Origin of the sequence: Nonomuraea sp. NPDC059007 (genome assembly GCF_042740555.1) — a bacterium.
In the GTDB taxonomy this organism is placed as follows: domain Bacteria; phylum Actinomycetota; class Actinomycetes; order Streptosporangiales; family Streptosporangiaceae; genus Nonomuraea.
The window spans coordinates 15,196-39,926 of sequence record NZ_JBHYJD010000062.1 but is presented as its reverse complement, the minus strand read 5'-3'; the positions used below and the strand labels follow the sequence as shown (position 1 = coordinate 39,926).

At 74.7% G+C, this 24,731-nt stretch carries 20 protein-coding genes; 6 read left to right on the top strand and 14 right to left on the bottom strand.

Features of this window, described 5'->3' with window-relative positions; translation table 11 throughout:
* Position 1: 1 nt before the first annotated feature.
* From cysD to ACFWY5_RS51025, 10 genes are read right to left on the bottom strand one after another with little or no spacing between them, the layout of a single operon-like run.
* Complete coding sequence (cysD, locus tag ACFWY5_RS51070) at positions 2-898, bottom strand: sulfate adenylyltransferase subunit CysD (RefSeq protein WP_379639340.1); 897 nt, start codon at positions 896-898, stop codon at positions 2-4.
* A complete protein-coding gene (locus ACFWY5_RS51065) occupies positions 895-2,103 on the bottom strand; it encodes an MFS transporter (protein ID WP_379625955.1) in 1,209 nt (402 codons plus the stop codon). Before ACFWY5_RS51065 ends, cysD begins: the two co-directional genes overlap by 4 nt.
* Positions 2,100-3,383, bottom strand: a complete 1,284-nt coding sequence (locus ACFWY5_RS51060; RefSeq protein WP_379639338.1) for a D-arabinono-1,4-lactone oxidase — start codon at positions 3,381-3,383, stop codon at positions 2,100-2,102. The genes ACFWY5_RS51065 and ACFWY5_RS51060 overlap by 4 nt, the downstream gene beginning before the upstream one ends.
* Positions 3,380-4,939, bottom strand: coding sequence for an alpha-amylase family glycosyl hydrolase (locus ACFWY5_RS51055; protein ID WP_379639337.1), 1,560 nt, complete (start codon positions 4,937-4,939; stop codon positions 3,380-3,382). Before ACFWY5_RS51055 ends, ACFWY5_RS51060 begins: the two co-directional genes overlap by 4 nt.
* Positions 4,936-5,910 (bottom strand): aldo/keto reductase, encoded by a 975-nt coding sequence (locus ACFWY5_RS51050; protein ID WP_379639336.1) that lies wholly within the window; start codon positions 5,908-5,910, stop codon positions 4,936-4,938. Before ACFWY5_RS51050 ends, ACFWY5_RS51055 begins: the two co-directional genes overlap by 4 nt.
* A complete protein-coding gene (locus ACFWY5_RS51045) occupies positions 5,910-7,331 on the bottom strand; it encodes a glycosyltransferase (RefSeq protein WP_379639335.1) in 1,422 nt (473 codons plus the stop codon). The genes ACFWY5_RS51050 and ACFWY5_RS51045 overlap by 1 nt, the downstream gene beginning before the upstream one ends.
* Positions 7,315-10,755 (bottom strand): DUF4915 domain-containing protein, encoded by a 3,441-nt coding sequence (locus tag ACFWY5_RS51040; RefSeq protein ID WP_379639334.1) that lies wholly within the window; start codon positions 10,753-10,755, stop codon positions 7,315-7,317. Before ACFWY5_RS51040 ends, ACFWY5_RS51045 begins: the two co-directional genes overlap by 17 nt.
* Positions 10,752-12,737, bottom strand: coding sequence for a class II aldolase/adducin family protein (locus ACFWY5_RS51035; RefSeq protein WP_379639333.1), 1,986 nt, complete (start codon positions 12,735-12,737; stop codon positions 10,752-10,754). Before ACFWY5_RS51035 ends, ACFWY5_RS51040 begins: the two co-directional genes overlap by 4 nt.
* Before the next feature lie 12 nt (positions 12,738-12,749).
* Positions 12,750-13,451: an HAD family hydrolase gene (locus ACFWY5_RS51030; protein ID WP_379625969.1), complete on the bottom strand. Its 702-nt coding sequence runs from the start codon at positions 13,449-13,451 to the stop codon at positions 12,750-12,752.
* Positions 13,451-14,083 (bottom strand): transaldolase family protein, encoded by a 633-nt coding sequence (locus ACFWY5_RS51025; protein WP_379625971.1) that lies wholly within the window; start codon positions 14,081-14,083, stop codon positions 13,451-13,453. Before ACFWY5_RS51025 ends, ACFWY5_RS51030 begins: the two co-directional genes overlap by 1 nt.
* 299 nt (positions 14,084-14,382) lie before the next feature.
* On the opposite strand from ACFWY5_RS51025, the gene ACFWY5_RS51020 reads away from it, so the two are divergent.
* Genes ACFWY5_RS51020 through ACFWY5_RS51010 form a run of 3 tightly spaced genes read left to right on the top strand, consistent with a single transcriptional unit; the run spans position 14,383 to position 18,256 of the window.
* Positions 14,383-14,511 carry a hypothetical protein gene (locus ACFWY5_RS51020; RefSeq protein ID WP_379625973.1) on the top strand — a complete coding sequence of 43 codons (129 nt, stop codon included), beginning with the start codon at positions 14,383-14,385 and terminating at the stop codon, positions 14,509-14,511.
* On the top strand, positions 14,508-16,766 hold the full coding sequence (locus tag ACFWY5_RS51015; RefSeq protein WP_379625975.1) for a TOMM precursor leader peptide-binding protein: 2,259 nt from the start codon (positions 14,508-14,510) through the stop codon (positions 16,764-16,766). Before ACFWY5_RS51020 ends, ACFWY5_RS51015 begins: the two co-directional genes overlap by 4 nt.
* Positions 16,763-18,256 (top strand): SagB family peptide dehydrogenase, encoded by a 1,494-nt coding sequence (locus ACFWY5_RS51010; RefSeq protein WP_379639332.1) that lies wholly within the window; start codon positions 16,763-16,765, stop codon positions 18,254-18,256. Before ACFWY5_RS51015 ends, ACFWY5_RS51010 begins: the two co-directional genes overlap by 4 nt.
* A gap of 530 nt (positions 18,257-18,786) precedes the next feature.
* Here ACFWY5_RS51010 and ACFWY5_RS51005 read toward each other — a convergent pair.
* Complete coding sequence (locus ACFWY5_RS51005) at positions 18,787-18,930, bottom strand: hypothetical protein (RefSeq protein ID WP_379639331.1); 144 nt, start codon at positions 18,928-18,930, stop codon at positions 18,787-18,789.
* Between the two features lie 209 nt (positions 18,931-19,139).
* Here ACFWY5_RS51005 and ACFWY5_RS51000 point away from each other — a divergent pair, with 209 nt between their 5' ends.
* Together ACFWY5_RS51000 and ACFWY5_RS50995 are read left to right on the top strand one after the other, a co-directional pair.
* Complete coding sequence (locus ACFWY5_RS51000) at positions 19,140-20,759, top strand: sensor histidine kinase (protein WP_379639329.1); 1,620 nt, start codon at positions 19,140-19,142, stop codon at positions 20,757-20,759.
* Positions 20,760-20,864: 105 nt separating this feature from the next.
* Positions 20,865-21,479 carry a DNA-binding response regulator gene (locus tag ACFWY5_RS50995; protein ID WP_379623635.1) on the top strand — a complete coding sequence of 205 codons (615 nt, stop codon included), beginning with the start codon at positions 20,865-20,867 and terminating at the stop codon, positions 21,477-21,479.
* Here the strand turns inward: ACFWY5_RS50995 and dusB are convergent.
* Positions 21,476-22,585, bottom strand: coding sequence for a tRNA dihydrouridine synthase DusB (dusB, locus tag ACFWY5_RS50990; protein WP_379639328.1), 1,110 nt, complete (start codon positions 22,583-22,585; stop codon positions 21,476-21,478). The two genes, ACFWY5_RS50995 and dusB, sit on opposite strands and share 4 nt — an antisense overlap.
* 39 nt (positions 22,586-22,624) lie before the next feature.
* On the bottom strand, positions 22,625-23,428 hold the full coding sequence (locus ACFWY5_RS50985) for a heme ABC transporter ATP-binding protein (protein ID WP_379639327.1): 804 nt from the start codon (positions 23,426-23,428) through the stop codon (positions 22,625-22,627).
* A 110-nt stretch (positions 23,429-23,538) separates the two neighbouring features.
* Here ACFWY5_RS50985 and ACFWY5_RS50980 point away from each other — a divergent pair, with 110 nt between their 5' ends.
* Positions 23,539-23,934, top strand: coding sequence for a hypothetical protein (locus ACFWY5_RS50980; protein WP_379623641.1), 396 nt, complete (start codon positions 23,539-23,541; stop codon positions 23,932-23,934).
* Positions 23,935-23,977: 43 nt separating this feature from the next.
* Here ACFWY5_RS50980 and ACFWY5_RS50975 read toward each other — a convergent pair whose 3' ends face one another.
* Positions 23,978-24,559, bottom strand: coding sequence for a hypothetical protein (locus ACFWY5_RS50975; protein ID WP_379639326.1), 582 nt, complete (start codon positions 24,557-24,559; stop codon positions 23,978-23,980).
* Positions 24,560-24,731 lie beyond the last annotated feature (172 nt).

Here is a 24,731-nt window from a genome sequence, read left to right as displayed (position 1 = left end):
GCTAGAAGTAACCCTCCTTCTTGCGGTCCTCCATCGCCGACTCGCCGGTGCGGTCGTCGGCCCTGGTCTGGCCCCGCTCGGTGACGCGGGTGGCCTTCAGTTCCTCGATCACCGCGTCCGTCGTGGCCGCGGTGGAGGCGATCGCGCCGGTGCACGAGGCGTCGCCGACGGTGCGGAAGCGCACGGTCGCGGCGTAGGCCTGCTCGCCGGGGTCGCGATGGGCGTGCGGGTTGTCGTCGAGCAGCATGCCGTCGCGCTCGAAGACGGTCCTGACGTGCGCGAAGTAGATCGAGGGCAGGTCCAGCGCCTCGCGGCGCAGGTAGTGCCACACGTCCAGCTCGGTCCAGTTCGACAGCGGGAAGACCCGCACGTGCTCGCCGGGGCGGATGCGGGTGTTGAACAGGTTCCACAGCTCGGGCCGCTGGTTCTTGGGGTCCCACTGGCCGAAGTCGTCGCGGAAGGAGACCACCCGCTCCTTGGCCCGCGCCTTCTCCTCGTCGCGGCGCGCCCCGGCGAAGACGGCGTCGAAGCGGTGCTCGGCGATCGCGTCGAGCAGCGTGGTGGTCTGCAGCCGGTTGCGCGAGGCGTGCCGGCCGTGTTCCTCGCTCACCCGGCCGCGGTCGATGCTGTCCTGGACCGACGCCACGATCAGCCGTACGCCCAGCGCGGCCACGCGGCGGTCGCGGAAGTCGATCACCTCGGGGAAGTTGTGGCCGGTGTCCACGTGCATCACCGGGAACGGGATCGGGGCGGGGCGGAACGCCTTCTCGGCCAGGCGCAGCAGGACGACGCTGTCCTTGCCGCCGGAGAACAGCAGCACCGGGCGTTCCAGCTCGGCCGCGATCTCGCGGATGATCTGGATGGACTCCGATTCGAGCAGGTCGAGCTGGGTGATCATGTCGGACCCCTTCGGCCGGCGGGCCGTACCGTGGCGAGGGAACGCGCGGGCCAGGAGACCAGCGCGGCGAGCGCGGCGGCGAGCGCGATCAGGGACAGGCCCGCGGGCAGGCCGAACGCGTCGGCCAGCAGGCCGATGGACGGCGGCGCGACGAGGATGCCGCAGTAGCCGAGCGTGGCGGCCAGGGCGATGCCGCCGGGGCCGCCCGCCGCGCCGGCCTGGGCCATGGCGGTCGGGAAGATGTTGGCCAGGCCGAGCCCGGTCGCGACCAGGGCGGCGAACGCGATGGGCACGGAGTGCGTCTGGGCGGCCACGAGCGTCCCGGCGCAGGCGACCAGGCCGCCGGTGACGACGACGCGGGTGGGGCCGAGGCGTTCGAGCAGCCTGCTGCCGACCAGGCGCATGAAGCCCATCGTGAGCTGGATGACCGCGTATCCGGCCGCCGCGACGGCCTGGCTGGCGCCGATGTCCTCGCTGAGGTGCAGCGGCATCCAGTTGTCGAGCGCGCCCTGGCTGTAGGCGGCGAACAGGCCGATCAGGCCGAAGACGACGACCGGCACGCTGACGCGCCGCGCGAGGGAGCCCGCACCGGCCTCCCGCGCCGGGGCGGGCGCGGCGGGCAGGGGCAGCGCCATGAGCATGCGCCCGCCGATCAGCGTGGCGGCCAGGCCGGCCGGCAGGAGCAGCAGCATGTGCGGCAGCGGCGTCAGGTGCGGGGCGAGCACGCCGCCGAGCGCCGCGCCGGCCAGGCTGCCGAAGCTGTTGGCGGCGTGGAAGCCCGGCATGACGGGACGGCGCAGCGCGGCGATCACGTCGACCGCCACGCTGTTGGCGGCCACGTCGATGCCGCCGTAGGCGATGCCGAAGACGATCAGCGACAGGCCGAGGACGGGCGCCGAGTGCGTGAGCGCGGGCAGCACCACGCTGACCGACAGCAGCGCGGCGGCCGCGATCGTGACCTGCCTGCTGCCGAAGCGCCGGCACAGCCCGCCGGTCACGGCCATCGTGAGCACCGCCGAGCCGGTCATGCACAGCAGCGCCAGGCCGAGCGGCCCCGGTGAGGCGCCGACCTGCTCCTTGAGCGCCGGGATGCGTACGGCCCAGCCGGCGAACAGGAACCCGCCGAGCGCGAAGAACAGCGTGGTCGCCGCGCGCAGCCGGGTCAGGGTCGGCTCACCCCGAGGGGGGCTCTGGGTGGTGGTCATGGCTCCTCCAGCACGTAGCGGTCCAGGAAGGAGTTGCCGAACTTGCCGCCCGGGTCGTAGGCGCGCACCAGCGCGGCGAACGCCGCCGATCTCGGGTAGCGCGAGCGCAGCAGCTCGGGGGCGGCGGTGAAGATCTTCCCCCAGTGCGGCCGGGGCCTGAACGGGGCCAGCGCCCGCTCGACCAGGCGCACCACCGGTAGTACCGCCCGGGTGTCGGCGGTCCAGGTGAAGTGGATGCTCACCGAGTCCTCGCCGTAGAAGGGGCTCATCCACAGCCGGTCGGCGGCGACGGTGCGTACCTCGCAGATCTGCAGCACCTGGACGATCCGTTCGCGCTCGCGTTCCAGTGCGCGCAGCGCGGCGACGGCGTCGCTCCTGGCGACCATGTACTCCGAGTGCAGCTCGTCGCCCGCGCTGCTCGGTTCCGCCTCGGGGCGGAAGTGGGGCAGCCGCTCGTACCACTTGCCGGGGACGCCGAGCTGCTCGGTGCAGCTCGCGGCCGGGAAACCGGCGACGGGGTGACGCGGAGCCGGGGCGGGCGTGGCGGTGAACCACGGCCGCCGCACCAGGCCGGACTCCGGCTCGTCGGTACGCTCGATCACCCAGACCTGCGTCAGGCGCGGCGCCCGCCAGCCGGTGAACAGGCACACGCTGTACGCGCCCCGGACCAGCTCGTCGAAGTGGTCGTCCAGCACCTCCAGCGGCAGGTTCTCGTAGACCCGCTGCCGCACGTCGAAGGCGGGCACGAGGTCGAGCGTGAGGCGGGTGACGACGCCGAGCGCGCCCAGCCCGACGACCATCCCGTCGAAGCCGTCCTGCCCCCGCGTGACCTCGGTCATCTCGCCGTCGGCGCCCACCAGCTCCAGGCCCGCCACCGACGTGGACAGGCAGCCGTTGCGCACGCCGGAGCCGTGGGTGGCCGTGGCGCAGGCGCCGGCGACGGAGATGTGCGGCAGCGAGCCGAGGTTCGGCAGGGCGAAGCCCTCGGCGTCGATGCGGCGGGCGAGTTCGGCGTAGCGCATGCCCGCGGGCACCTTGGCCTGGGCCCGCGCGGAGTCGATCTCGACCTCCTGGGGCAGCCCGGCGACCGAGACGAGCACGCCGGGCGAGTCGGCCAGGTCGTTGAAGGAGTGGCGGGTGCCCAGGGCGCGTACCCGGGGGCTGCGTGCCACGAGCGCGCGCAGTTCGGCGAGCGAGGCGGGACAGCGCAGCTCGGCGCAGGTGTAGCCGACGTTGCCCGCCCAGTTGCGTGCCAGGGCCGCCGCCCAGGTGCTGGTCATGACGGCTCCTCCAGACGCACGACGAGGCCCTCGTCCGGGGCCAGCGTGAGCGGCGCCAGGCTGACCCGCGTGCCGGTCAGGCGCTTGCCCGTGGACAGCTCGGCCCGGCCGTCGGCGGGCAGCGCCCGCGGGGTGAAGGCGACCAGGCGGGAGGAGAAGTTCAGCGCGACGAGCATCCGCTCGCCGGGAGCCGAGCGCAGGTAGGCGTAGACGTCCGGCCCGGCCTCGATCGATCGGTACTCCCCCGCCCGCAGCGCCGGGCTCGCCCGCCGCAGCGCGATCAGGCGCCGGTAGAGCGTGAGCAGCGAGCCGGGGTCCTCGCGCTGCGCGGCCACGTTGACCTCGGCGGGACCGAGCGGCAGCCAGGGCCGGCCGGTGGTGAAGCCGGAGCCGGAGGCGTCCCACCGCAGCGGCGCCCGGGTGCCGTCGCGGCCGTCCACGTCGAGCGCCCGGCCCGGTGGGGCGTCGGCCATGCCGATCTCGTCGCCGTAGTAGACACACGGCACGCCGCGCAGCGTGAGCGCCATCGTCGCGGCCACCCGTAGCCGGGGGCCGGCGCCGAAGCGGGTGGCGGCGCGGGAGATGTCGTGGGTGGCCAGCGCGTACGTGGGCAGCGCCCCGGGCCCGGCCAGTTCCGCCAGCCGGTCGACGGTCTCGCGGAAGGCCGCGGCCCGCCACGGCTGCTCCCAGAAGGCGACGTGGAAGGCGGTGTGCAGGCCGTCGCCGCCGAAGTAGGCGGCCAGCCGCCGGTCGTCGGTGATGGGCACCTCGCCGAGCGCGACCCGCCCGCCGTAGGAGTCGAGCGTACGGCGCAGCTCGCGCAGCACCTCCTGGGTCTCGGGCAGGTCGAGATTGCGCATGCGCAGCCCGGGATGGGACACGTGCCGCCTGGCATGGGCCAGCTCGGCCGGGTTGTCGCGCAGCTCGGCGTCCTTGAGCAGCCGGTGGGCGACGTCCACGCGGAAGCCGTCCACGCCGCGGTCCAGCCAGAACCGCCACACCTTCTGCATGGCGGCGCGCACCTCGGAGTTGCGCCAGTTGAGGTCGGGCTGGCCGGGGGTGAAGCTGTGCAGGTAGCACTGGCCGGTGCGCTCGTCGAGGGTCCAGGCGGGGCCGCACGTCTCGAAGGCGCTGAGCCAGTTGTTGGGCGGGCCGCCCGTCTCGCTCGGGTCGGCCCAGATGTACCAGTCGCGTTTGGGCGAGGTACGGCCGGCCCGCGACTCGGCGAACCACGGATGCTCGGCGGAGGTGTGGTTCATGACCAGGTCGATCAGCACCCGCAGGCCCAGCTCGTGGGCCCGGCCGACCAGCTCGTCGAAGTCGGCGAGCGTGCCGTAGACGGGGTCGACGGCCTCGTAGTCGCTGATGTCGTAGCCGAAGTCGGCCAGCGGCGACGGGTAGAACGGCGACAGCCAGACGGCGTCGGCGCCGAGCTCGCGGATGTGGCCGAGCCGGGTGATGGCGCCGGGCAGGTCGCCGATCCCGTCGCCGTCGGAGTCGGCGAAGCTGCGCGGGTAGACCTGGTACAGGACGGCCTCCCGCCACCATGCGTTCATAGGTTCACTCCGGACATGTCGGGATAGCGGGCCCCGGCGGCACTGCCCGGCGGCGCCAGCTCGTCCAGGGCCGCCCGCTCGGCGGGGGTCAGGTCGAGCGCGGCGGCGGCCAGGTTCTCCTCCAGCCGGGCGCGGGTCTTGGTGCCGGGGATGGGGACGATGTCGGGGCCCCGGTCCAGCAGCCAGGCCAGCGCGAGCTGGGCCAGGCTCACCCCGCGCGCCCGCGCCAGCCCGGCGATCCGCCCGGCCAGATCGGCGTTGCGGGCGAGGTTGCCCGCCTGGAAGCGCGGCAGCGTACGCCGGAAGTCGCCGGCCGGCAGGTCGTCGGTCCTGCTCACCCGGCCGGTCAGCAGGCCTCTGCCCAGCGGCGCGTATGCCATGAAGCCGATGCCGAGCGCGCGCAGCACTCCCAGCAGCTCCTCCTCCGGATCCCGGCTGACCAGCGAGTACTCGGTCTGCACCGCGCTGACCGGATGCACCGCGTGGGCCCGCTTCACCGTCTCCGGCGCCGCCTCCGAGATGGCCAGATACCGCACCTTTCCCTCGGCGACCAGCTCGGCCAGCGCGCCCCAGGTCTCCTCGACGGGCAGGGAGGTGTCCACGCGGTGCTGGCAGTACACGTCGAGGTGGTCGACGCCGAGGCGGCGCAGCGAACCGTCGCAGGAGCGGCGCACGTACTCGGGCCGCCCGTCGACGCCGACGACCCGCCCGTCGGGTCCCTTGACGTTGCCGAACTTGGTGGCGATCACCACCTGGTCGCGCCGGCCGCGGATCGCCCGGCCGATCAGCTTCTCGTTGGTGTGGGGGCCGTACATGTCGGCGGTGTCGAGCAGGTTCACGCCGAGGTCGAGCGCGCGGTGGATGACGCGGACCGACTCGGCGTCGTCGAAGGCGCCGTAGAACTGCGACATCCCCATGCAGCCCAGCCCGAGCTCGCCCACGTACGGCCCGCCGCGCCCCAGCCGGCGCATCAGGCGGCCCTCGCGGTGGCGACGCTCTCGATCACCCGCATCCAGTCCAGGAGCTGCCGGTCGGGCAGGTAGTGCTCGTGGACCCGGGCGCGGGCGTTGTCGCCGAGGCGGCGGGCGAAGGCGTGGTCGCCGAACAGCCGGCGGATGCCCGCGGCGGCGGCGCCCACGTCGTGCGGGTCGGGCAGCAGCAGGCCGCTCTCGCCGTCCTTGACCTGGTCGCGCAGTCCGCCGACGGCGCTGGCCAGTAGCGGGCGCGACTTCCACATGGCTTCGGTGGCGGTCAGCCCGAACCCCTCCGCCAGGCTCTTCTGCACGACGACGGTGGCGTGCCGCTGGAGCGCGTTGACGACGACGGCGTTCTCGCGCAGGTCGTCCATGGGCAGGCAGAGGAGCTGGCAGCGGCGGCGGTGCTCCTCGGGCAGCGCGTGCCACACGCGGCGGCACTCCTCGTAGACGTCGGTCGCCTCCGGGTCGTCGGCGACGCCGCTGACGTCGGCTCCGGCGAGGGTGAGGTAGCCGTCCACGCCGGAGGCGATGAACGCGTCCAGGACGCCGGTCATGTCCTTGAGCCGGTCCCAGCGGGAGACCTGGACGACCATGGGCAGATCGGGCGCGGGCGGCGGGCCTTCGCGCAGGGCCAGGGCGGCCTGCCGTACCTCGGCAGGAGGGCCGATGGGGACGGGGACGGTCAGCGGCGGCTCGCGGTCACCGGCCACGATGCCGGTGGCGGCGAGGACGGCGCGGGCCACGTCCGGGGACAAGTCCATGTTCTTGGGCCCGCAGGGATCCACGGACGGCGCGATGAGCCGCGGCGACGGCGCCCAGTCCGGCACGTGGCCGGGGGTGGAGAAGACGGTCGCGTCGGCGTGCGCGACGAAGCGGCGGACGAACTCGCCGCCTTCGCGGGTGTGCTCGTTGGGCCGGTCGCTGCCGATGTGGCAGCGCCAGACCACGGTGGCGCCGCGCTCGCGCACCCGCTCGATCAGCCCGGCGGGCTGCGCGTCGTGGACGATCACGAAGTCGCCCGGGTGGATGTGGCGGGCCAGCCGTTCGGCGTTGGCGGCGACGGCCCGGCGGTAGTGGAGCAGCTCGGCGGGGCCGAGGGGGCCGCCGTCGCCGGCGATGCCGTACAGGCGGGAGACCAGGCGTTTGGCGATGGCGTAGAACTCGGCGTCGCCGTCGATGACCAGCCAGCGCACGTCCAGCCCGGCGGCGCGGGCCAGCGGGCCCAGCGTGTGGAGCAGTTCGGCGACGCCGCCGCCGGCGGCGGTCGAGTTGATGTTCCAGACGGTGCGCCCGCCCAGCATCCGCCGGACCCAGCCGGCCTCGACCCGCAGCCGCTCGACGCGCTGCGCCCCCATGACCTCCTCGTACGGCGCCAGCGGCACCTCACGCAGCGGGACCTCATACACGGTCGTCACCTCCCACCTTCACGGGCCGCCGCTCGGGCCGGGCCTTCTTGCCCGCCTGCTCGAAGCCCTGGTTGATCCAGACCCCGGTCCAGAACTCGGGGTCGCCGGGCAGGACCAGCTCGATGAGCGTGGGCCCGGGGTGTCCCGCCATGGCCTGGAGCGTTCTGGTGAAGGCCTCCAGGCGCAGCGCGGTGTGGTCGCGGTCGTGCCAGCCGCTCAGGTCGACGCGGCGGCTGCGGACGCCGAGGGCGTCGGCCAGCGCGACGTAGTCCATGCCGGCGGCGTTGTCGAGGTAGCGGTGCCGGCCGCCGTCGAGCCAGCCGGACGGGCGCGACTGCTTGCGCAGCGAGACGCTGCCGCCGTTGTTGCAGACCAGGAACGTCACCGGGGCCGCCTCCTGCACGGCGGTGACCAGCCCCTGCATGCTGTTGGTGAAGCCCTGGTCGCCGAGGCAGCACAGCACCTTGGCCGTGGGCTCGCCCAGGGCCAGGCCCGTGGCCAGCGTGATGCCGCTGCCGACGAAGCCGCCGTGGCCGCCGGCGACGCGCAGCCCGGCGGGGAAGGCGTCGTACTCCTCGGCGAGCATGCCGCCGAACATCTGGCTGTCGTCGACCAGCACCACCTGCTGTCCGAGCTGGGCGGCGGTGTCGCCGATGGCGCGGGCGACGCCGTTGCGCAGCTCGGCGGCCTCCTGCGGCACCTCGACGGCCGGGGCGCGCTCGCCCTGGGCCAGGTCGGCGTACCAGGGGCCCGATCCGTTGCGGCCGGGCGCCGCCGCGGTCAGCTCGCGCAGCGCCGCCACCACGTCGCCCGCGACGAGGGCGTCGCCGTCGCGCAGGTAGCCGTTCTTCTCGGCCGCGGCGGGCTTGGAGGTCAGCGCGATCTTCCGGCAGGCGGGCAGCTCGCCGACGACGCGGGGGTACATGTTGCGGTCCTCGACGGTCACCAGCAGGTCGGCCTGGGCCAGGACCTCCTGGTGGACGGGGTCGGCCGGGTCGTACCAGCCGAGGAAGTCCGGCACCTCCCCGTCGTCGAGGCGCTCGAACAGCATGGGGCCGCGCCGGTACTTCACCTGCAGGACGGGCGCGCCGGTGCGCCGGCAGAAGGCCGCGAGCGCGGGGCGCAGGCCGTCGTGCAGCAGCGCGTAGTCGTCGATGATCACGGCGGGGCGTCCGGCTCCGGCCAGCAGGGTGGTGGCGGTGACCAGGGCCGCCGAGTCCACCTCCGGCCCGTCGTCTGCCTCGTCGAGGGCGTCGAGCGCGCTCAGCGGCACCCACGCGGCCTCGGCCACGTCCTGAGGGAGCGCCACGAGCACCGGTCCGTAAGGGGCGGTCCTGGCATCGTGTACGGCCAGCCGTACCGCCTTGACCAGGGCCTCCACGGCGGCCCGCCGTTCCTCGGGATGCTTGGGCACCGCGCGCAGCTCGTGCCAGGACTTGGCGAACTCCCCCGAGACCGGCATCAGGTCCCGCTCGCCGTGCGGCGGCAGGAAAGGCTGCGAGCCGGTGGACGGCAGCCCGACCACCGCGACCGTGCCGATCTCGTTGCGCCGCAGGTCGGCCAGGGCGCCGAGCGCGTTCGTCAGCCCTCGGGCGCCGTGCAGGACGGCCGCGCCGTTGCCGGGCCGCAGCCTGCTCGCGCCACCGGCCTGGAAGAGCGACTCGCGGTCGCCGCGCCCGTTGACCAGCAGGCCCAGCCGGGCCATCGCGTCGCACATGACCAGCTCGGACGTGCCCGCGTAGGCGAAGGCGACGCTGACGCCCGAGCGGCGCAGCGCCAGCCCGACCGCTTCCGCGCCGGTCAGCGTCACGTCCGCGCGGTCGGGGACGGCCGCGTCGACCAGGTGCGCGAGCGCGGGCTCCGCGGCATCGAGCGCCGCGGCCAGCGCGCGGGTGAACGCCGGTCGCCCGGCGTCCTCGATCAGCCCGGCGACCAGGCCGTTGACGCCGCCGTTCGGCCGTGCCAGCAGCCTCTCCAGCATCTCCGGCACCGTTCCCGCCGCGCGGGCGGCGCGTACCTCTGAGGGGTGGATCCCGAACCCGGCCAGCGCCTCGTAGGAGGCGCCCTCGGGCACGACCGTCACCGCGACGTCGGCGGCCGAGCCCGGGTCGAGCTCGTCGAAGGGCACCCCGCCGTCCTGCGCGAGCGTGACGCGCAGCCGGTAGCGGCCCGGCGCGTCCGGGGTCCTGGCCCGCACGAGCACGGTCCCGACCGCCTCGGGCGGCAACGACCGCGGCAGCGCCGCCGCGATCGGCTGCGTGGCGACCTCCTGCCCGTCCGCGTCGTACCAGCGGTGCAACACCCTCACCGGGTACGGCGGCGCCGGCGTCAGCAGCTCGGCCCCGGTGTTGCGCACCCGGCACTCCACCGTGAGCAGGCTGCCCGCCTCGGCCTGGCCGGTCTCCGGCTCGACGGCGCTCACCTCGGCCCGGCAGGCGTCGGCGGGCAGCCGGTCGCCGATCGCCCACAGGCGGCTCGGCCGCCGGCCCAGCCGCTCGAACTGGCGCCGCTGGTCCTGCTCGTGGGCACGCGTGTGGTTGGCGCCGAACCCGGTACGCGCCCCGTCGGCCAGCGGCGCCGGCACCAGGGCCAGCGCGTAGACCTCGCGGGCGGGAAGTTCCACGACGCCGGTGACGCTCCAGTCCTCGCGGTCGACCACGGCCACGGCGGCGGTGGCGACCGAGGCGGTGGCGTGCCGGTGAGGGCTCAGGCCGACGAACAGGTGGCGGCCGGTGACCGCCAGCCCGCGCGGCCAGCCCGGCAGCGCCAGCCGCCTGGTCTCCTCGCGGGTCTCGCCGTCGAGCTCCACGAGGTCACCGGCCGCCGAGTCGCAGACCAGCCAGACGCCGTCGCCGTACCAGGGGTTGTGCGGGGCGCGCAGGCCGCGCAGCGCCGGCTCGCCGGTGGTCAGGCTGACCACCTGGCCGGTGGCGGGCTTGCCGCTCTCGTCCCAGCCCCGGCGGCGCAGGAACGGCCCGAATCCGGAGACCATGATCTGGCCGCCGGCGAGGGCGATGCTGTTGAGGTGCCAGCTGTCGGCCTCGCCGGGAGCGCGCCAGCGCCACGTGATCCGACCGTCGGGGCCGACGCACTGGACCTCGTTCTGGGTGGTGGCCACGACGAGCACCTGGTCGTCGACGGCCACGATGTCGTGCGGGGTGGAGACCTCGTCCAGCCGGTGGTAGCGGCGCACGCCGGTCTCGTCGTAGGCGACCAGTTCCGCGGGGCTGCCCTCGGCCGCCCACAGGCAGCGGAAGAGCACGCCGTCGGCGGCGAACAGGCCGGTGCTGGAGACGCGGTCGATCTCCTCGACGGCGCCGTTGATGGCGAACAGGCCGCCGCCCACGGTGTGGTGGGCGTCGAAGCACGAGGCCATCAGGTACTGGCCCTGCGGGACCAGACCGGCGAGGCTCGTCAGCTTCTCGATGGTCATCTGGAGCTCCTTGTCAGGATGTCGTTCAGGTCGTGGCCGGGCGGGCGGGCGCCGGGCGGGCGCAGGATCGTGCCGGTCCACGGGGCGCCACCGGCCAGGTAGGCGGCGGCGCCGGCCACGGCCGAGGGTCGCGCGGTCATCGCGGCGTTGACTCTGACGTCACGCCCGCTTCCGCCGGTCTCTCGCACGTCTCCGGCGCTTTCCAGCGCGTCTCTGGCGGTTTCCAGTGCGCGGACCTCGGCCTCCAGGGCGCCGGGCGGCCAGCCGTCGTGGGCGAGCAGGATCGTGCCGCCCATGCCCTGGCGGGTCAGGACGGGCAGCGCTGTCCTGGCCAGGCCGCCGGTGCGGGTCATGTCGACCAGTGCGTCGAAGCCGCCGTAGGCCAGCACCGCCGCGCGGACCGCCGCCTCCGCCCAGTCGCGGGCCACTGGAGCCCGGTCTCCTCGGGTCGCCGGAGTCCGATCGTGGGTCGCCGGAGCCCGGTGTTCTTGGGTCGCCGGAGTCCGGGCGCCTTGGGGGGCCGGGAGGGCGATGGCGCGGCGTTCGCCGTACCGGCGCACGATCGAGCGTGCCTGGTCGGCGAGGTGGGTGTCCTGGCGGGCGGCGAGGGCCACGTGCGCGCCCGCCCGCGCCAGCGCCGCGCCCACCTCGCCCGCGCGGGCGGCGTCGTCGGCGGCGACCAGGAAGATCTTGCCCGCCAGCGTGCCCTCGGGCGCGCGCAGCTGGGGCTTGAGCCGCATGAGCGGCCAGTACTCGTCGGCCGCGCCCTGCGCCTCGCTCAGCGACACGTAGCCGCCCGCCGCGTCGGCGGCGCGCACGACGGTCATCGTCTGGGCGAGGTGGTCGGCGCACAGCCGCGCCTTGGCGGCGTCGGCGCCGCAGGTGAGCGCGCCGAGGCCGGGCAGCAGGATCGCGCGGGGCGCGTCGGAGCGCATGCCGAGCTCGCGGGCGGCGCGCGGCACGTGGCTGTCGTAGTAGCGGGCGTACCAGGCGCGGTGCCGTTCGACCCCGGCCAGCACCTCGTGCGCGCCGGACGGCGTGCGGTCCAGGACCAGGGGCCGGTAGCCGACGGTGACGAGGTGGTCGGGGCAGCTCGGGCCGTCCTGCGTCCAGCGGGGGCCGCGGGCGGAGGAGGCGAAGCGGGCCGCGGCGGGTCCGCGATCGACGTGCAGGACGAGGCCGGGTGTGCCGGCGGACAGGGCGCCGCGCAGGGGCGGCAGGATCTCGGCGAGCAGGTCGCCGGCGGCCTCAGGATCCAGCGTGGGTACGGCGGGGCCGCCCAGGTCGGGCGCGCGCCCGATCGCCCGCTCGACGGCGGCGCCGGCCCTGCGCACGGCCTCCAGGGAGTTGCGGTAGCAGGCCTCGCTGGTCTCGGCCCAGGTGAACAGGCCATGGTTGGCCAGCAGGACGAACCTGCAGCGCGGAAGGGCCGCGATCCGGCCGGCCAGCTCGCGGGCGACGCCGAGGTCGAACTGGCGGTAGTCGAACCAGATGGCCTCATCCCCGAACTCAGCCTCGGCCGCCGCCCGGCCGCCGGGGAAGGAGGTGAGCGCGATCACGGCGTCGGGGTGGCAGTGGTCAACGTGGGCGGCCGGGATGAAGGCGTGGGTGAGCGTCTCGATGCCGGGAGCGCGCTGGCCGGCCCGCAGGCCGCAGTCGGCCGCGTAATCGGTCATGCCGCGCTCGCCGGGCGGGTCGGCGTCCCTGAGCACGAGCAGGTCGTCCAGGCGCAGGGCGGGGAAGTCCTCTGGCGTGGTGGCGGCGCCGTCGCAGCCCCACGCGCTCATGTACAGCACCCGGACGGGACGGCCCCGGTGGTCCTCTGCCACGCCCTTGGCGGAGAAGTTGCCGCCGCCCTCCTTGGTCAGGGCGGGGTCGGATCCGACCAGGTGCGAGCGGTGGAGCACCTCGTCGCGGCCGGTCAGCCGCCCGGCGAGCGCCGCGTCCCACCGGTCCACCGGCGGGGTGAACAGCTGGTCCATGCGTGGCTCCTCTCAGAACGCGCCGAGGCGCTGGCTCTGGCGGGCGAAGGCGAACTCCAGCGCGCCCGCGCGCAGGGTGCGCCGGGCGGCGTCGAAGGCCACCTCCCCGAAGTCCGGTACGACCGTGCGCGCGCCCGCGCCGAGCACCTGCCCGGCCCGCTGCGGTACGGCCAGCGCCACGCACGCGGCGCCCGCGCTCACCGCGGCGCTCACCCCGCTGACCGCGTCCTCGAAGACCAGGCAGGAGCGGATCGCCGCGCCCAGCCGCTCGGCGGCCAGTTCGTAGCAGGCCGGGTGCGGTTTGCCGAGCGAGACGTCGTCGGCGCAGATCCGCACCGCGAAGGTGTCGCGCAGGTCGAGCTGGGCGAGCACCTCGGCCGCCTTCCAGTCCTGCGCGCCGGTCACCAGGGCCAGCGGGACCCCTGCCGCCGCCAGCTCGGCCAGCAGCCGCCGGGCGCCGGGGATGGCCCGGTAGCGCAGGCTCTCCTGGTCCTCGCGCAGGCTCCGGTAGACCTCGCCGTAGCGGGCCGTGGGGATCTGCGGGAACAGCTTGCGCAGTGTGTGGTCGGCGCGGTGGCCGAAGACGTGGCGTTCCAGCTCGGGCCCGCTGAGCGTGTAGCCCTCCTCGCGGGCCAGCCGCTGCCAGAACTCCGTCACCGACTGCTCGGTGTCGACGACGACACCGTCCATGTCGAACAGCACGGCCTCGTACATCAGCCCTCCCCGTACTCCGCCGCGAAGGCGCGCTCGGCCTCGAGCGCCGCCGGGTGCGCGAGCAGTTCCTCCAGTACGGCCAGCGGCGCCGTCACCGCGTCCGCCCCCTCGGCGAAGGCCGCGGCGAACTGCCCGGCGTGCTTCACCGACGCGGCGACGATCCTGGTGGTCCCCTTGCGCACGCGGGCGAGCTGGGCGATCAGGTCGCTCGGGGTCCGCTGGTCGCGCCAGGCGCGGTCGAGGTAGGGGATGACGGCGACGCAGCCGAGCGCCTCGGCCACGGCCATCGCGTTCGGCGACTGGGCGGCGGTCAGCGCGACCGGCACGTTCCTGTCGGCCAGGTGGCGGGCCAGCGCGGCGCCGCGCGGCGTGGCGGGGATCTTCAGCACGACCCGGTCGGGGTCGAGCGACCACGCCGTCTCGGCCTCTTCCAGCGCGCTCGCGTAAAGGCCGCTGGGCTGGTAGAAGAACTCGGGGAAATCCGTGGCCGCGAGCAGTTCCTTCGCGTGCTGCAGCGGATCGCCGGTGACTTTACGCATGAGTGTTGGATTGGTGGTCACGCCGCCGACGAATCCGAGCCGGGCGGCCTGTTCCGCGTCTTCTGTGCTGGCTGAATCCAGATAGATATTCATTCCTGATTCCGTTACCACGAATTGCCACCTCAATAAGGCAGCGAACGGCCGGTTGGAGTGCGGAGATCCAGCGCTTCAGCCTGCTTTCCGCGCGGCTTCCTGCGCTTCACCAACTGGCGCACGGCGCTTTCTCCGATCGTGTGGCGATGATGCGCCCAGTGTTTACGCGGCGGCTGTTCCTGCCTACGGATCTCGTCATGAATTCGCCCGTGAAAGATTCATGTCCCGGCCGTGACCGGGCAACTTCACGGGGCTTGGAGAAAGGCGGACCATTGGCGTACCGACCAGTGGAGGACATCATGGCATTCGACGTGGTCGCACGATGGGAAGCCGACTGCGGTGTGACGGACGATCTCGTCATCGAGGACCTCGGTGACGCTCCGGCCTTCGCCGCGCCCACGTGGTGCACGTCCGGCTTCGCGCGATGACCGCCGACCGGCCGATCGCGTTCAAGCGGCACCTGCGGGCCGAGACCGTCCCCGGTGAGGGGGTGTTCCTGGTCTCGGCCCGCGGGGCCATCGCGCTGTCGGGCACCGGCATCGACCGGCTGGCGCCGCTGCTCAACGGCACCCGCAGCGTCGGCGAACTGGAGCGGGAGCTGGCGCCGGAGGTGCCGGCCCGCCGCCTGGGCCACCTGCTGGACCGCCTGGCCGACGCCGACCTGATCGCCTACCGCTCCGGCGCCTGCGGCGGCGCCCGCGCCGCCTACTGGGACCTGGCCGGGCTCGACGCCGACGAGGTCGCGACCGGCCTGGCCGCGCGCCCCGTGGCGCTGACGGTCCTGGGTAACGTGGACCCCTCCGCCGCGGCCCGCGCGTGCCGCGAGGCCGGGCTCGTCCTCGGCGGCCCCGCGGCCTTCCCCCTGGTTCTCTGCGACGACTACCTCGACCCCCGGCTGGCCGCGCTCAACGCCCGCCACCTCGACGAGGGCCGGCCGTGGCTGCTGGCCAAGCCGACGGGCGCCGACGTCTGGGTCGGCCCGTTCTTCGAGCCCGGCCGCGGCCCGTGCCTGACCTGCCTGGCCGCGCGGCTCGGCGGGCGCCGCATGGTGGAGTCCTATCTGCAGCGCGCCGGCGGCCACGCCACGCCGTGCCACCCGCCCGAGACCTCGCTGCCCGCCACCACCGCCATCGGCCTGCAGGCCGCCGTACTCGAAGCGGCCAAGTGGCTGGCCGGCCACCGCCATCCGGGACAGCGGGCGATCTGGACGCTCAACACCCTGACCCTGGAATCGGCCCGTCACCCCGTGGCCCGGCGCCCGCAGTGTCCCGCGTGCGGCGACCCGGAACCGAAACCGCCCCAGCCGGTACGCCCCCGCTCGCGCCCCAAGGCGGCCGGCGAGCACCGCGCGCTCGCACCCGAGCTGATGTGGGAGCGTTACGCCCACCTGGCCGACCCGCTGACCGGCGTCGTCGAGCGGGTCAGGCGCGACCCGCGCGCCCCCGGATTCCTGCACTGCTACCTGTCGGGCCCCAACCTCGCCATGGCCGCGGGCGGCCTGCCCGGCATCCGGGCGGGCCTGCGCCGGCACAGCGGCGGCAAGGGCGCCACCGACCTGCACGCCCGGGTCAGCGCGCTGTGCGAGGCGGTCGAGCGCCACTGCGGCTCGCGCCTGGGCGAGGAGTTCACGCTCCGCGACAGCCTCGCCGGCCTGGGACGGCAGGCCGTACACCCCAACGAGGTCATGCTCTTCCACGAGCGCCAGTACCGCGACCGCGAGCGCTGGAACGCCGGGCACATGGACTGCCAGTTCGTGCCCGAGCCGTTCGACGAGCACGCCCCGGTGGAGTGGACGCCGCTGTGCTCGCTCGTCACCGGCGAGCAACGCCTGCTGCCCACCCAGCTGCTCTACTACCACGGCGTACGGCAGGCCGCCGCCCCCGTCTTCGCCCGCGCCGACTCCAACGGCAACGCCGCGGGCGCCAGCCTGGAGGACGCGCTCGTCCAGGGCTTCCTGGAGCTGGTCGAGCGGGACGCGGTCGCCCAGTGGTGGTACAACCGCACCCGCCATCCGGGCGTCGACCTGCACGCCTTCGGCGACCCGGCGATCACCGGGCTGGCCGCGCGCTACCGCGAGCTGCACCGGGAGATCTGGGTGCTCGATCTCACCTCCGACCTGGGCGTGCCCGTCATGGCGGCGATCTCGCGGCGGACCGGCCGGGCGGCGGAGGACGTGATGTTCGGCTTCGGCGCCCACTTCGACCCGCGGGTGGCGGTGCGCAGGGCGCTGGCCGAGCACGGCCAGCTGCTGCCCGCGGTGCTGGACTCGGGGGCGGACTCGGGGGCGGGCTCGCGGCCGGACGGCGCCGGGTACGGGGCCGTGGATCCGCGGCTGGCCGAGTGGTGGGCGCGGGCCCGGGTGGGCGGCCTGCCGTACCTGCTGCCCGATCCTGAACGGCCGCGGACCGGGCCCGCCGACCACCCGCACCGTCCGCGCGCGGACCTGCGCGCGGACGTCGAGGCGGTCACGGAGCTGGCCCGCAGCCACGGGCTGGACGTGCTGGTCCTCGACCAGACCCGCCCCGACATCGGGCTGCCGGTGGTGAAGGTGGTCGTGCCCGGCCTGCGGCACTTCTGGGCCCGCTTCGCCCCCGGCCGCCTCTACGACGCGCCGGTGCGCGCGGGCCGCCTGGCCGAGCCGACGCCCTATGAGCGGCTCAACCCGGTCCCGCTGTTCCTGTGAGGGCCGCCCGGCTGGAGCTGTGGTCGTTCCGCGAGGACGTGCACGTCGAGACCGACCAGGACACCGGGCGGCTCACCCTGCACGGGCGATGGGACGACGTACGGCTGCCGCCGCAGTGCCCGGCGATCCGCGAGGCGCTGCGGCGGATGACGCTCGGCCCGATCCGGTTGGAGAACGTGCTGGCCGACCCGGCCGACCGCGCGGCGCTGGCCCGGCTGCTGGAGTGCTGCCCGGCCATGGTGGTGCGCTCGATGGGGTTCGGCCCGGACGAGCTCGTGCTGTCGGTGGTGCCGCTCACCCCGCAGGCCCGCTTCCTGCCGGTGGAACCGGCCCCCGGCCGCCCGGTACGGCTCTCGCGCTTCGCGACGCTCACGACCGACGGCTCCTCCTACCGGCTGGAGTCCCCGCTGTCGCTGCACCGGGTGGTGCTGCACGGGCCGCGGGCCGTCTGGCTGCTGTCGGCCCTGGGCGCGCCCGTGCCGCCCGAGGAGGTGGCGGCGCCGCCGCTGACCGACCTGCTGGGCTATCTGCTCGCGGCCGGGATGGTGGTGGCGGCCGAGGACACCGAGCCGCCCGCCCGCTTCGCCGAGGACGAGGACCCGGTGCTGGCCTCCTGGTCGCCGCTGGAGCTGATGTTCCACACGCGCACCACGCTCGGCCGCCACGACGGCGACTACGGCGCCACCTACCCGGGCGGCGACCGCGAGCCGGACGAGCCGGTGGTGGTGCCGGCCGCCGGACCCGTGGTCGCGCTCCCCCGGCCCCGCTGGGCGCAGGTCCTCGCGCACGACCCGCCGCTCAGCGCCGTGCTGGAGGCGCGGCCGGGCGAGCCGCGTTTCCCCGCCGCGCCGCCGACCGCACGTGACCTGGGCGAACTGCTCTACCGGACGGCCCGGGTGCGTACCTTGAACCGGCCGGCCGACCGGCCGCGGGCCGAGCTGAGCGAGCGCCCCTACCCGAGCAGCGGCGGCTGCTACCCGTTCGAGCTGTACGTGGTCGTGCACCGGTGCGCCGGCCTGGCCCGCGGCGTCTACCACTACGACCCGCTCGGCCACCGGCTGGAGCTCCTGACCACCGCCGGGCCGGCAGAACTGCTCGACGCCGCCGCGATCGCCGCCAACCTGCCCGGCCCGCCGCCCCTGCTGATCGTCGTCACCGCGCGCTTCCGCCGGCTGTCGTGGAAGTACGGCGGCCTCGGCTACGTGCTCGCGCTCAAGGACCTCGGCCTGCTGGTGCGGTCGTTGTCGTTGGTGGCCACCGCCATCGGCCTGCGCTCCCGGCCCGCCGACGGGGGCGACATCGAGTGCGCGGCCCGGGTGCTCGGCACCGACTGGCGGGCCGAGTCGAGCCTGTCCGCCCTGGCCGTCGGCATGCCGGACGAGCGCGGCGGCGACCGGTGCGAGCGGCGTCCGCGCAACGGCGCCGACTGGCCGGCCAGGGCGGCGGCGCGGCTGGCCCGGGCCTGGCGGGCGCGCTCCGGGTTAGGGTGAAGCCGTTCGGGTAGGGCGCGTGGCCGGGGTGCATCAAGGACGACACCCGGGGGACCGATGGGGACGACCTGGATCGCGTTGGGCTCGGCGGGCGAGCGATGGCTGCCGCGCAGCCCGGTGGCGATCACGCTGGCCGTGGTCGCCGGTTTCGCGCTCGACATGCTCATCAACGTCGTCTGGAGCCCCACCCGTGACGGGCTGGCCGGGTTCGCCGCCTGCTTCGCGGTGGTCGTCGCCCTGCAGGTCGCGCACTCGACGCGTGAGCCGCGTACCTGGTCGTGGTGGTCGCGGTCGCTGACGCTCGGCGCGCAGGCGGTCGCCACCTACCTGCCGTTGCTGTGGATGGGGCCCTGGGGCGGGATGGCCGGGTTCCTGGCGGGATCGGTGCTGCTCATGGTGCCAGGGCCGTGGCGCTGGGCGCTCTACCTGGCCGTCGGGGCGAGCATCCCGCCGCTGGCGCTCGCGCACGGCGAACCGGCCGTGACGGCGTTCTGGCTGGCCGAGTCCACGCTGCTGAGCGGCCTGATCGTCTACGGCGTCAGCTCGCTGGCGGCCATGGTGGCCGAGGCGCACGCGGCCCGCGGCGAGCTGGCCAGGATGGCCGTGGTACGCGAGCAACTGCGCGTCGCCAGGAACCTGCGCGGCCTGCTGGACGCCAACCTCTCCGCGATCACGCGCACGATCGGGCGGGGGGGGCGGCGGGGGGGGCGCGGCCCCCCCCCCGCCCGCGGGCGGGGGGGGGGGGGGGCGGCGGGCCCCCCCCCGCCCCCCGCCCCCCGGGACCGGGGGGGCCCGGCGCCCCCCCCCCGCCCCGGCGCCCCCCCCCCGGGGGGGGGGGCCCCCCGGGCGCGGCCCCCCCCCCCCCGACCGGGCCAGGGAGGAGGTGGGCGAGGCCCTGCAGACCGCCCGTCAGGCGCTCGCCGACGTACGGGCGGCGGCCTGGGGCTACCGGCGGATGTCGCTGGCCGCCGAGGCGGAGACGGCGCTGTCCACGCTGGTCTCGGCCGGGATCGACACCCGGGCCGTGCTCCCGGACGGCCCGCTGCCCGGCGCGGCCGACACCGTGCTGGCGATCGTGCTGCGCGAGGCGGCCACCAACGTGCTGCGCCACAGCGACGCCCGCTCGTGCCGGATCGAGGCGCGCGCGGCGGACGGCTCGGTGCTGCTCAGCGTGGTCAACGACGGCGTCAGGGGCGCCGCGGCCGGCTCGGGCACCGCGCTGGAGAGCCTGCGGCTGCGGGTGGAGGCGGTGGGCGGAACCCTGTCCGCGGTGCACGATACCGACGGCCGCTTCCTGCTCACCGCGCGGGTGCCGCTCGCGAGCGCGGACGCCGCCCCGCCGTCCGGCCAGACCCCGGTCGAGATCTCCGGTACGGCCCCGCCCCGCCGCCCGGCGGCGCCGCCCACACCCTGGGCCCCGCGCACCGCGGTCGTCATGACCGTCATGGTCCTGGCCGCCTACGCCGGCGTGACCATGCTGTTCTCGGTCTCGGAGGGACTCGGCGGCGCGGGCCTGGCAGCGGCGGCGATCTGCTTCGCGGTCATCTCGGCCCTGCAGCTCGCGCACTCCTCCGACCTGGCCCGCCGCTGGCCGCCCCGCGTCCGCGCCCTGACGCTGTCGGTCCAGGCCGCCGCCACCTACCTGCCGCTGCTCTGGGCCGGTCAGCGATGGGGTGCGATGGCGGGCTTCCTGGCCGGTTCGATCCTGCTGTGGGTGCCCGGCCCGCTGCGCTGGGCCCTGTACGCCGCCGTCGCCGCCAGCATCGCCGCGGCCACGGCGGCGGCCGGCCTGGCACCCGTCTCGATCGTCTACGCGGCCGTGTTCACCCTGCTCACCGGCCTGGTCGTGTACGGCATCACGTCCCTGCAGGCGCTCGTCTTCGAGATCCACGCGGCCCGCGGCTCGCTGGCCAGGATGGCCGTCGTGCGCGAACGGCTGCGCGTGGCCCGCGACCTGCACGACCTGCTCGGCTACAACCTGTCCGCGATCACGCTCAAGACCGAGCTGACCTACCGGCTGCTGCCCGGCTCCCCCGGACGCGCCCGCGCCGAGGCCGAGGAGTCGCTGGACATCGCCAGGCAGGCGCTGGTCGACGTGGGCGGCGCGGCCAGCGGTTCGCACGCGATGTCGCTGGCCGCCGAGGGCGAGTCGTCGCTGTCCACGCTGACCTCGGCCGACATCGAGGCCACGCTCGATCTGGCCTGCGGGCCGCTGCCGCCGTACGTGGAGACCGTGCTCGGGATCGTCTTACGCGAGGCCACCACGAACGTGCTGCGCCACAGCAAGGCCACGCGCTGCGTGATCGAGGCGGCGGAGGGCGAGGGCGTGGTGCGGCTGCGGGTCGCCAACGACGGCGTGGAACCGGGCACGCTGCCCCGGCCGGGCGGTACCGGGCTGCCGAACCTGCGTACCCGCGTGGAGGGCCTCGGCGGCAGCCTCACCGCCGGCCCCGGTGAGGAGGGGTGGTTCGTGGTGGTCGCGGAGGTGCCCGGCGGCGCCTAGACGGTCCTGTCGCGACGACTTACGATCAGGGTCAGGCCACGCCCACGGGCACGGGCACGCGAGAGGGGCCGGCCGAACCAGACAATCTGCTGTTCGGATGGGTCAGTGCGCGTTCTGAAGATCCTGATCGCGGAGGACGTCCGCATGGTGCGCGGCGCCCTCGCGGCGTTGATCGAGCTTGAGGCCGACCTCACCGTCGTGGCCCAGGCCGAGCGCGGGGACATGATCCTCCCGCTGGCGCTGCGGCATCGCCCCGACGTGGCGATCATCGACATCGACCTGCCCGCGATCGACGGCCTCACCGCCGCCCAGCTCCTGCACGAGGAGCTGCCCTCCTGCAAGACGCTCATCCTGACCGGCCTCAGCCGTCCCGGCACCGTGCGCAGGGCGCTGTCGGCGTCGGTCTCCGGCTTCCTGCTGAAGGACTCGCCGTCCGCGCGGCTGGCCGAGGCGGTGCGCGAGGTGTCATCGGGGCGGCGCGTGGTCGACCCGCAGGTCGCGCTGACCGCCTGGGACGCGGGCGACAACCCGCTGTCGCCGCGCGAGCTGGAGGTGCTGCGCTTCGCCGCCGACGGCGCCGAGGCCCCGGAGATCGCGGCGGGGCTCGGGCTGTCGGTGGGCACCGTGCGCAACTACCTGACGGCCATCGTCATGAAGCTCAACGCCCGCAACCGCGTGGACGCCGTCAAGATCGCCACCGAAGCGGGCTGGCTGCCCTAACCGCCGGAGATGTCCGACTCGGCGTCGGCGGGCACATGGCTGTCCCACGGATCGTCCAGCCAGCCGTCCGGCAGGTGCACCCGGTCCCGCTCGCCCGACTTGCCGCGCGGGGTGTCGGTGTTGGGCGGCCACGGCTGGTCGCGGTCGAGCTCGGCCAGGGCCGTACGCAGCTCCTCCAGCGACTCGGCCGTGGTCATCGCGCGGCGCAGCTCGGAGCCGACGGTGAAGCCCTTGAGATACCAGCCGACGTGCTTGCGGAAGTCGGCCACCGCGTACCGCTCGGTGTCGAAGCAGGCGGACAGCCCTTCGGCATGCCGTTCCATGACATCGGCGACCTCGCCCAGGGACGGCCGCACGCGCGACGGATCGCCGTTGAAGGCGTTCTCCAGATCCCGGAACAACCACGGCCGCCCGAGGCAGCCCCGCCCCACCACGACGCCGTCGCAGCCGGTCTCGGCGACCATGCGCAGCGCGTCGTCGGCGCTCCAGATGTCGCCGTTGCCGAGCACCGGCACCTCGGGCACCGCCTCCTTGAGCCGCGCGATCGCCGCCCAGTCGGCCTGCCCGCCGTAATGCTGCTTGGCGGTGCGCGCGTGCAGCGCGATCGCCGCGACGCCCTCCTCGACCGCGATGCGCCCGGCGTCGAGATAGGTGAGGTGGTCGTCGTCGATGCCCTTGCGCATCTTCATGGTGACGGGCAGCGGGCCCGCGTTGCGCACCGCCTCGCGCAGGATCCGCCGCAGCAGATTGCGCTTGTACGGCAGCGCGGACCCGCCCCCGCGCCTGGTCACTTTGGGCACCGGGCAGCCGAAGTTGAGGTCGACGTGGTCGGCCAGGTCCTCCTCGGCGATCATCTTGACCGCGCGCCCGACGGTCTCGGGGTCGACGCCGTAGAGCTGGATGCTGCGCGGCCGCTCCTCGTCGGCGAACCTGATCATCCTGAGCGTCTTGGGGTTGCGCTCCACCAGCGCCCGCGTGGTGATCATCTCGCACACGAACAACCCCGCGCCCTGCTCACGGCAGAGCACGCGGAACGGCGCGTTCGTGATCCCCGCCATCGGCGCCAGCACGACCGGCGGCCACACCCCTATCGGCCCAATCTTCACCCGTTCAGTTGTAGCCGACTTTCCCCCTCTGACGGAAACTCAGCGCCTGGCCACGACCAGCGGCACCCCCGTGCGCGGGTGGGGCAGCACCTCGACCGCGTGGCCGTACACGCTGCTGAGCAGTTCCTCGCCGAGGACCTGTGCGGGCGTCCCGCACGCCCGCACGACTCCTTCCGACAGCACGGCCACCCGGTCGGCGTGGGCCGCGGCGAGCGCGAGGTCGTGCAGCACCACGACGACGGCGTCACCCGCGCGCGCCCGCTCCCCGGCCAGCCCGAGCACCGCCTCCTGGTGGCGGATGTCCAGGGCTGCGGTCGGCTCGTCGAGCAGCAGCATCGGCGTGCGCTGCGCCAGCACCCGCGCCAGCCCCACCCGCGCCCGCTCGCCGCCCGACAACTCCTGGAAGGCGCGCGTCCTGAACCGCGCGACATCGGTCCGCTCCAGTTCGGCCTCGACGACCTCCGCGTCCAGCTCCTCACGCGGCGTACGCGCCCACGGCGCCCGTCCCATGCCCACGACCTCCTCGACGGTGAACGGGAAGGCCAGATCGAGCCGCTGGGGAAGCACCGCCCGCCGTAGTGCCAGCTCACGCGCCGTCCAGGCGGCCACCGGCCGCCCATCCAGGTGTACGGCTCCCGCCCGCGGCCGCACGTCCCCCGCCAGCACGGACAGCAGCGTGGACTTGCCGGAGCCGTTGGGCCCCACGAGCGCCAGCACCTCCCCGGCGGACACGACCAGGTCGGCGCCGCGCAGCACCTGCTCACGGCCGTATGCGAAGCACACGCCCGCGGCCTCGGCGTAGACCGTGCCGTGGGCCGGGCGGGCGGGGACGCGTGGCCTCATGCTCTTCCTCCATTGCTGTAATTTAGGTTAGCCTCACCTAATATCACATCCTCGTCATGCGATAGATTTGACCGGTTTTGCAGTCTTATGTCACTGAAGGAGCCATGCCCATGGGCAACCTCGTCGACCTCGGCCGATGGCCTCTGGTCACCGCCTCCCAGAACGGCCGCCTCACCGTCGCGGAAGCCGACCACCTCAACGCCGGCATGCTCGACGTGCTCGCCCGCGCCAAGGCCGAGAACCGCCGCTTCGCCGTCGTCGTCGACCAGCGCGAACGCCAGGCGCCCGAGAAGGGGGCGCTGGAGATCATCCACACGTTCTGGTCGGAGCGCGAGGCCGAGATCGCCGAGTGGTGCGTCGGCTACGTCAGCGTGGTCGCCACCCCGTCACTGGCCGACCTCGTGGAGAACCCGGGCCCCGGCGGCCTGCGCGTCCTCGGCACCGTGGACTACGACGCCGCCGTCCTGTGGGCCGCCGACCGCCTGGCCATCACCGAACCCGCCTGAGTTTCAGTGGATCCGCCCGACCTTCACCGGATCCGCCGGATCTTCAGCGGATCTGTCTGACGGGGTGGATCGCGGCGTCCAGCAGCCCACGATCGCCCAGCGGCGCGGACAGCTCGACCGTGAACGGCGTGCGCGGGTTGCCCTGGCAGGTCTGCGCCCGGCCCGGCGCTCGGGACACGCCGATCAGCAGCCGGACCTCCCGGTCGTTCTCCTCCAGGCCGGCCACCTCGATCCGCCCCCGCGCGGACCGGCCGCTCGCGCAGGCGATCTCGGTGACCTTCAGCCGTACGGTGCTCCCCGACACCGACTCCAGGGCCAGCTCGGCGGAACCCAGGCCGCCGCCCAGCTCACGCCGCAGGTCGCACCGTCCGGACGAGCGCATGTGCCAGCCCCGCCGCCCGTCCGCCTGCCGCGGGCCGAACCGCTCGACGGCCAGGAAGCGGTACTCACCCCCCGGCATCCGGCGGCCGTCCTCGTCGCGGCCGGCGATCAGGGCCACGCGCTCCGGCCCTTCCTCCACGATGCGCCACCGCTCCAGGTCGGGCGGGCGCCGCACCTCCTCCCCCTTGAGCGCCGCCAGCCCGTCGGGTCCGAGCTCGGTCGCGGGCCTGCCCTCCGTGAGCACGCTGAGCGGCACCTTGTGGTCGTGGCAGGCGTACTCGGCGGTGGACGGCGAAGCGACCGAACCCGACGGGGACGGTCCTGCGCCGGTGGCGGGGGGAGGGCCCGGCGCCGGAACCCCCCCCCTCCGGGGGGTCCCGCCGCCCCGGTGCGTGGTCCGCGCCCCCCCGGGCCAT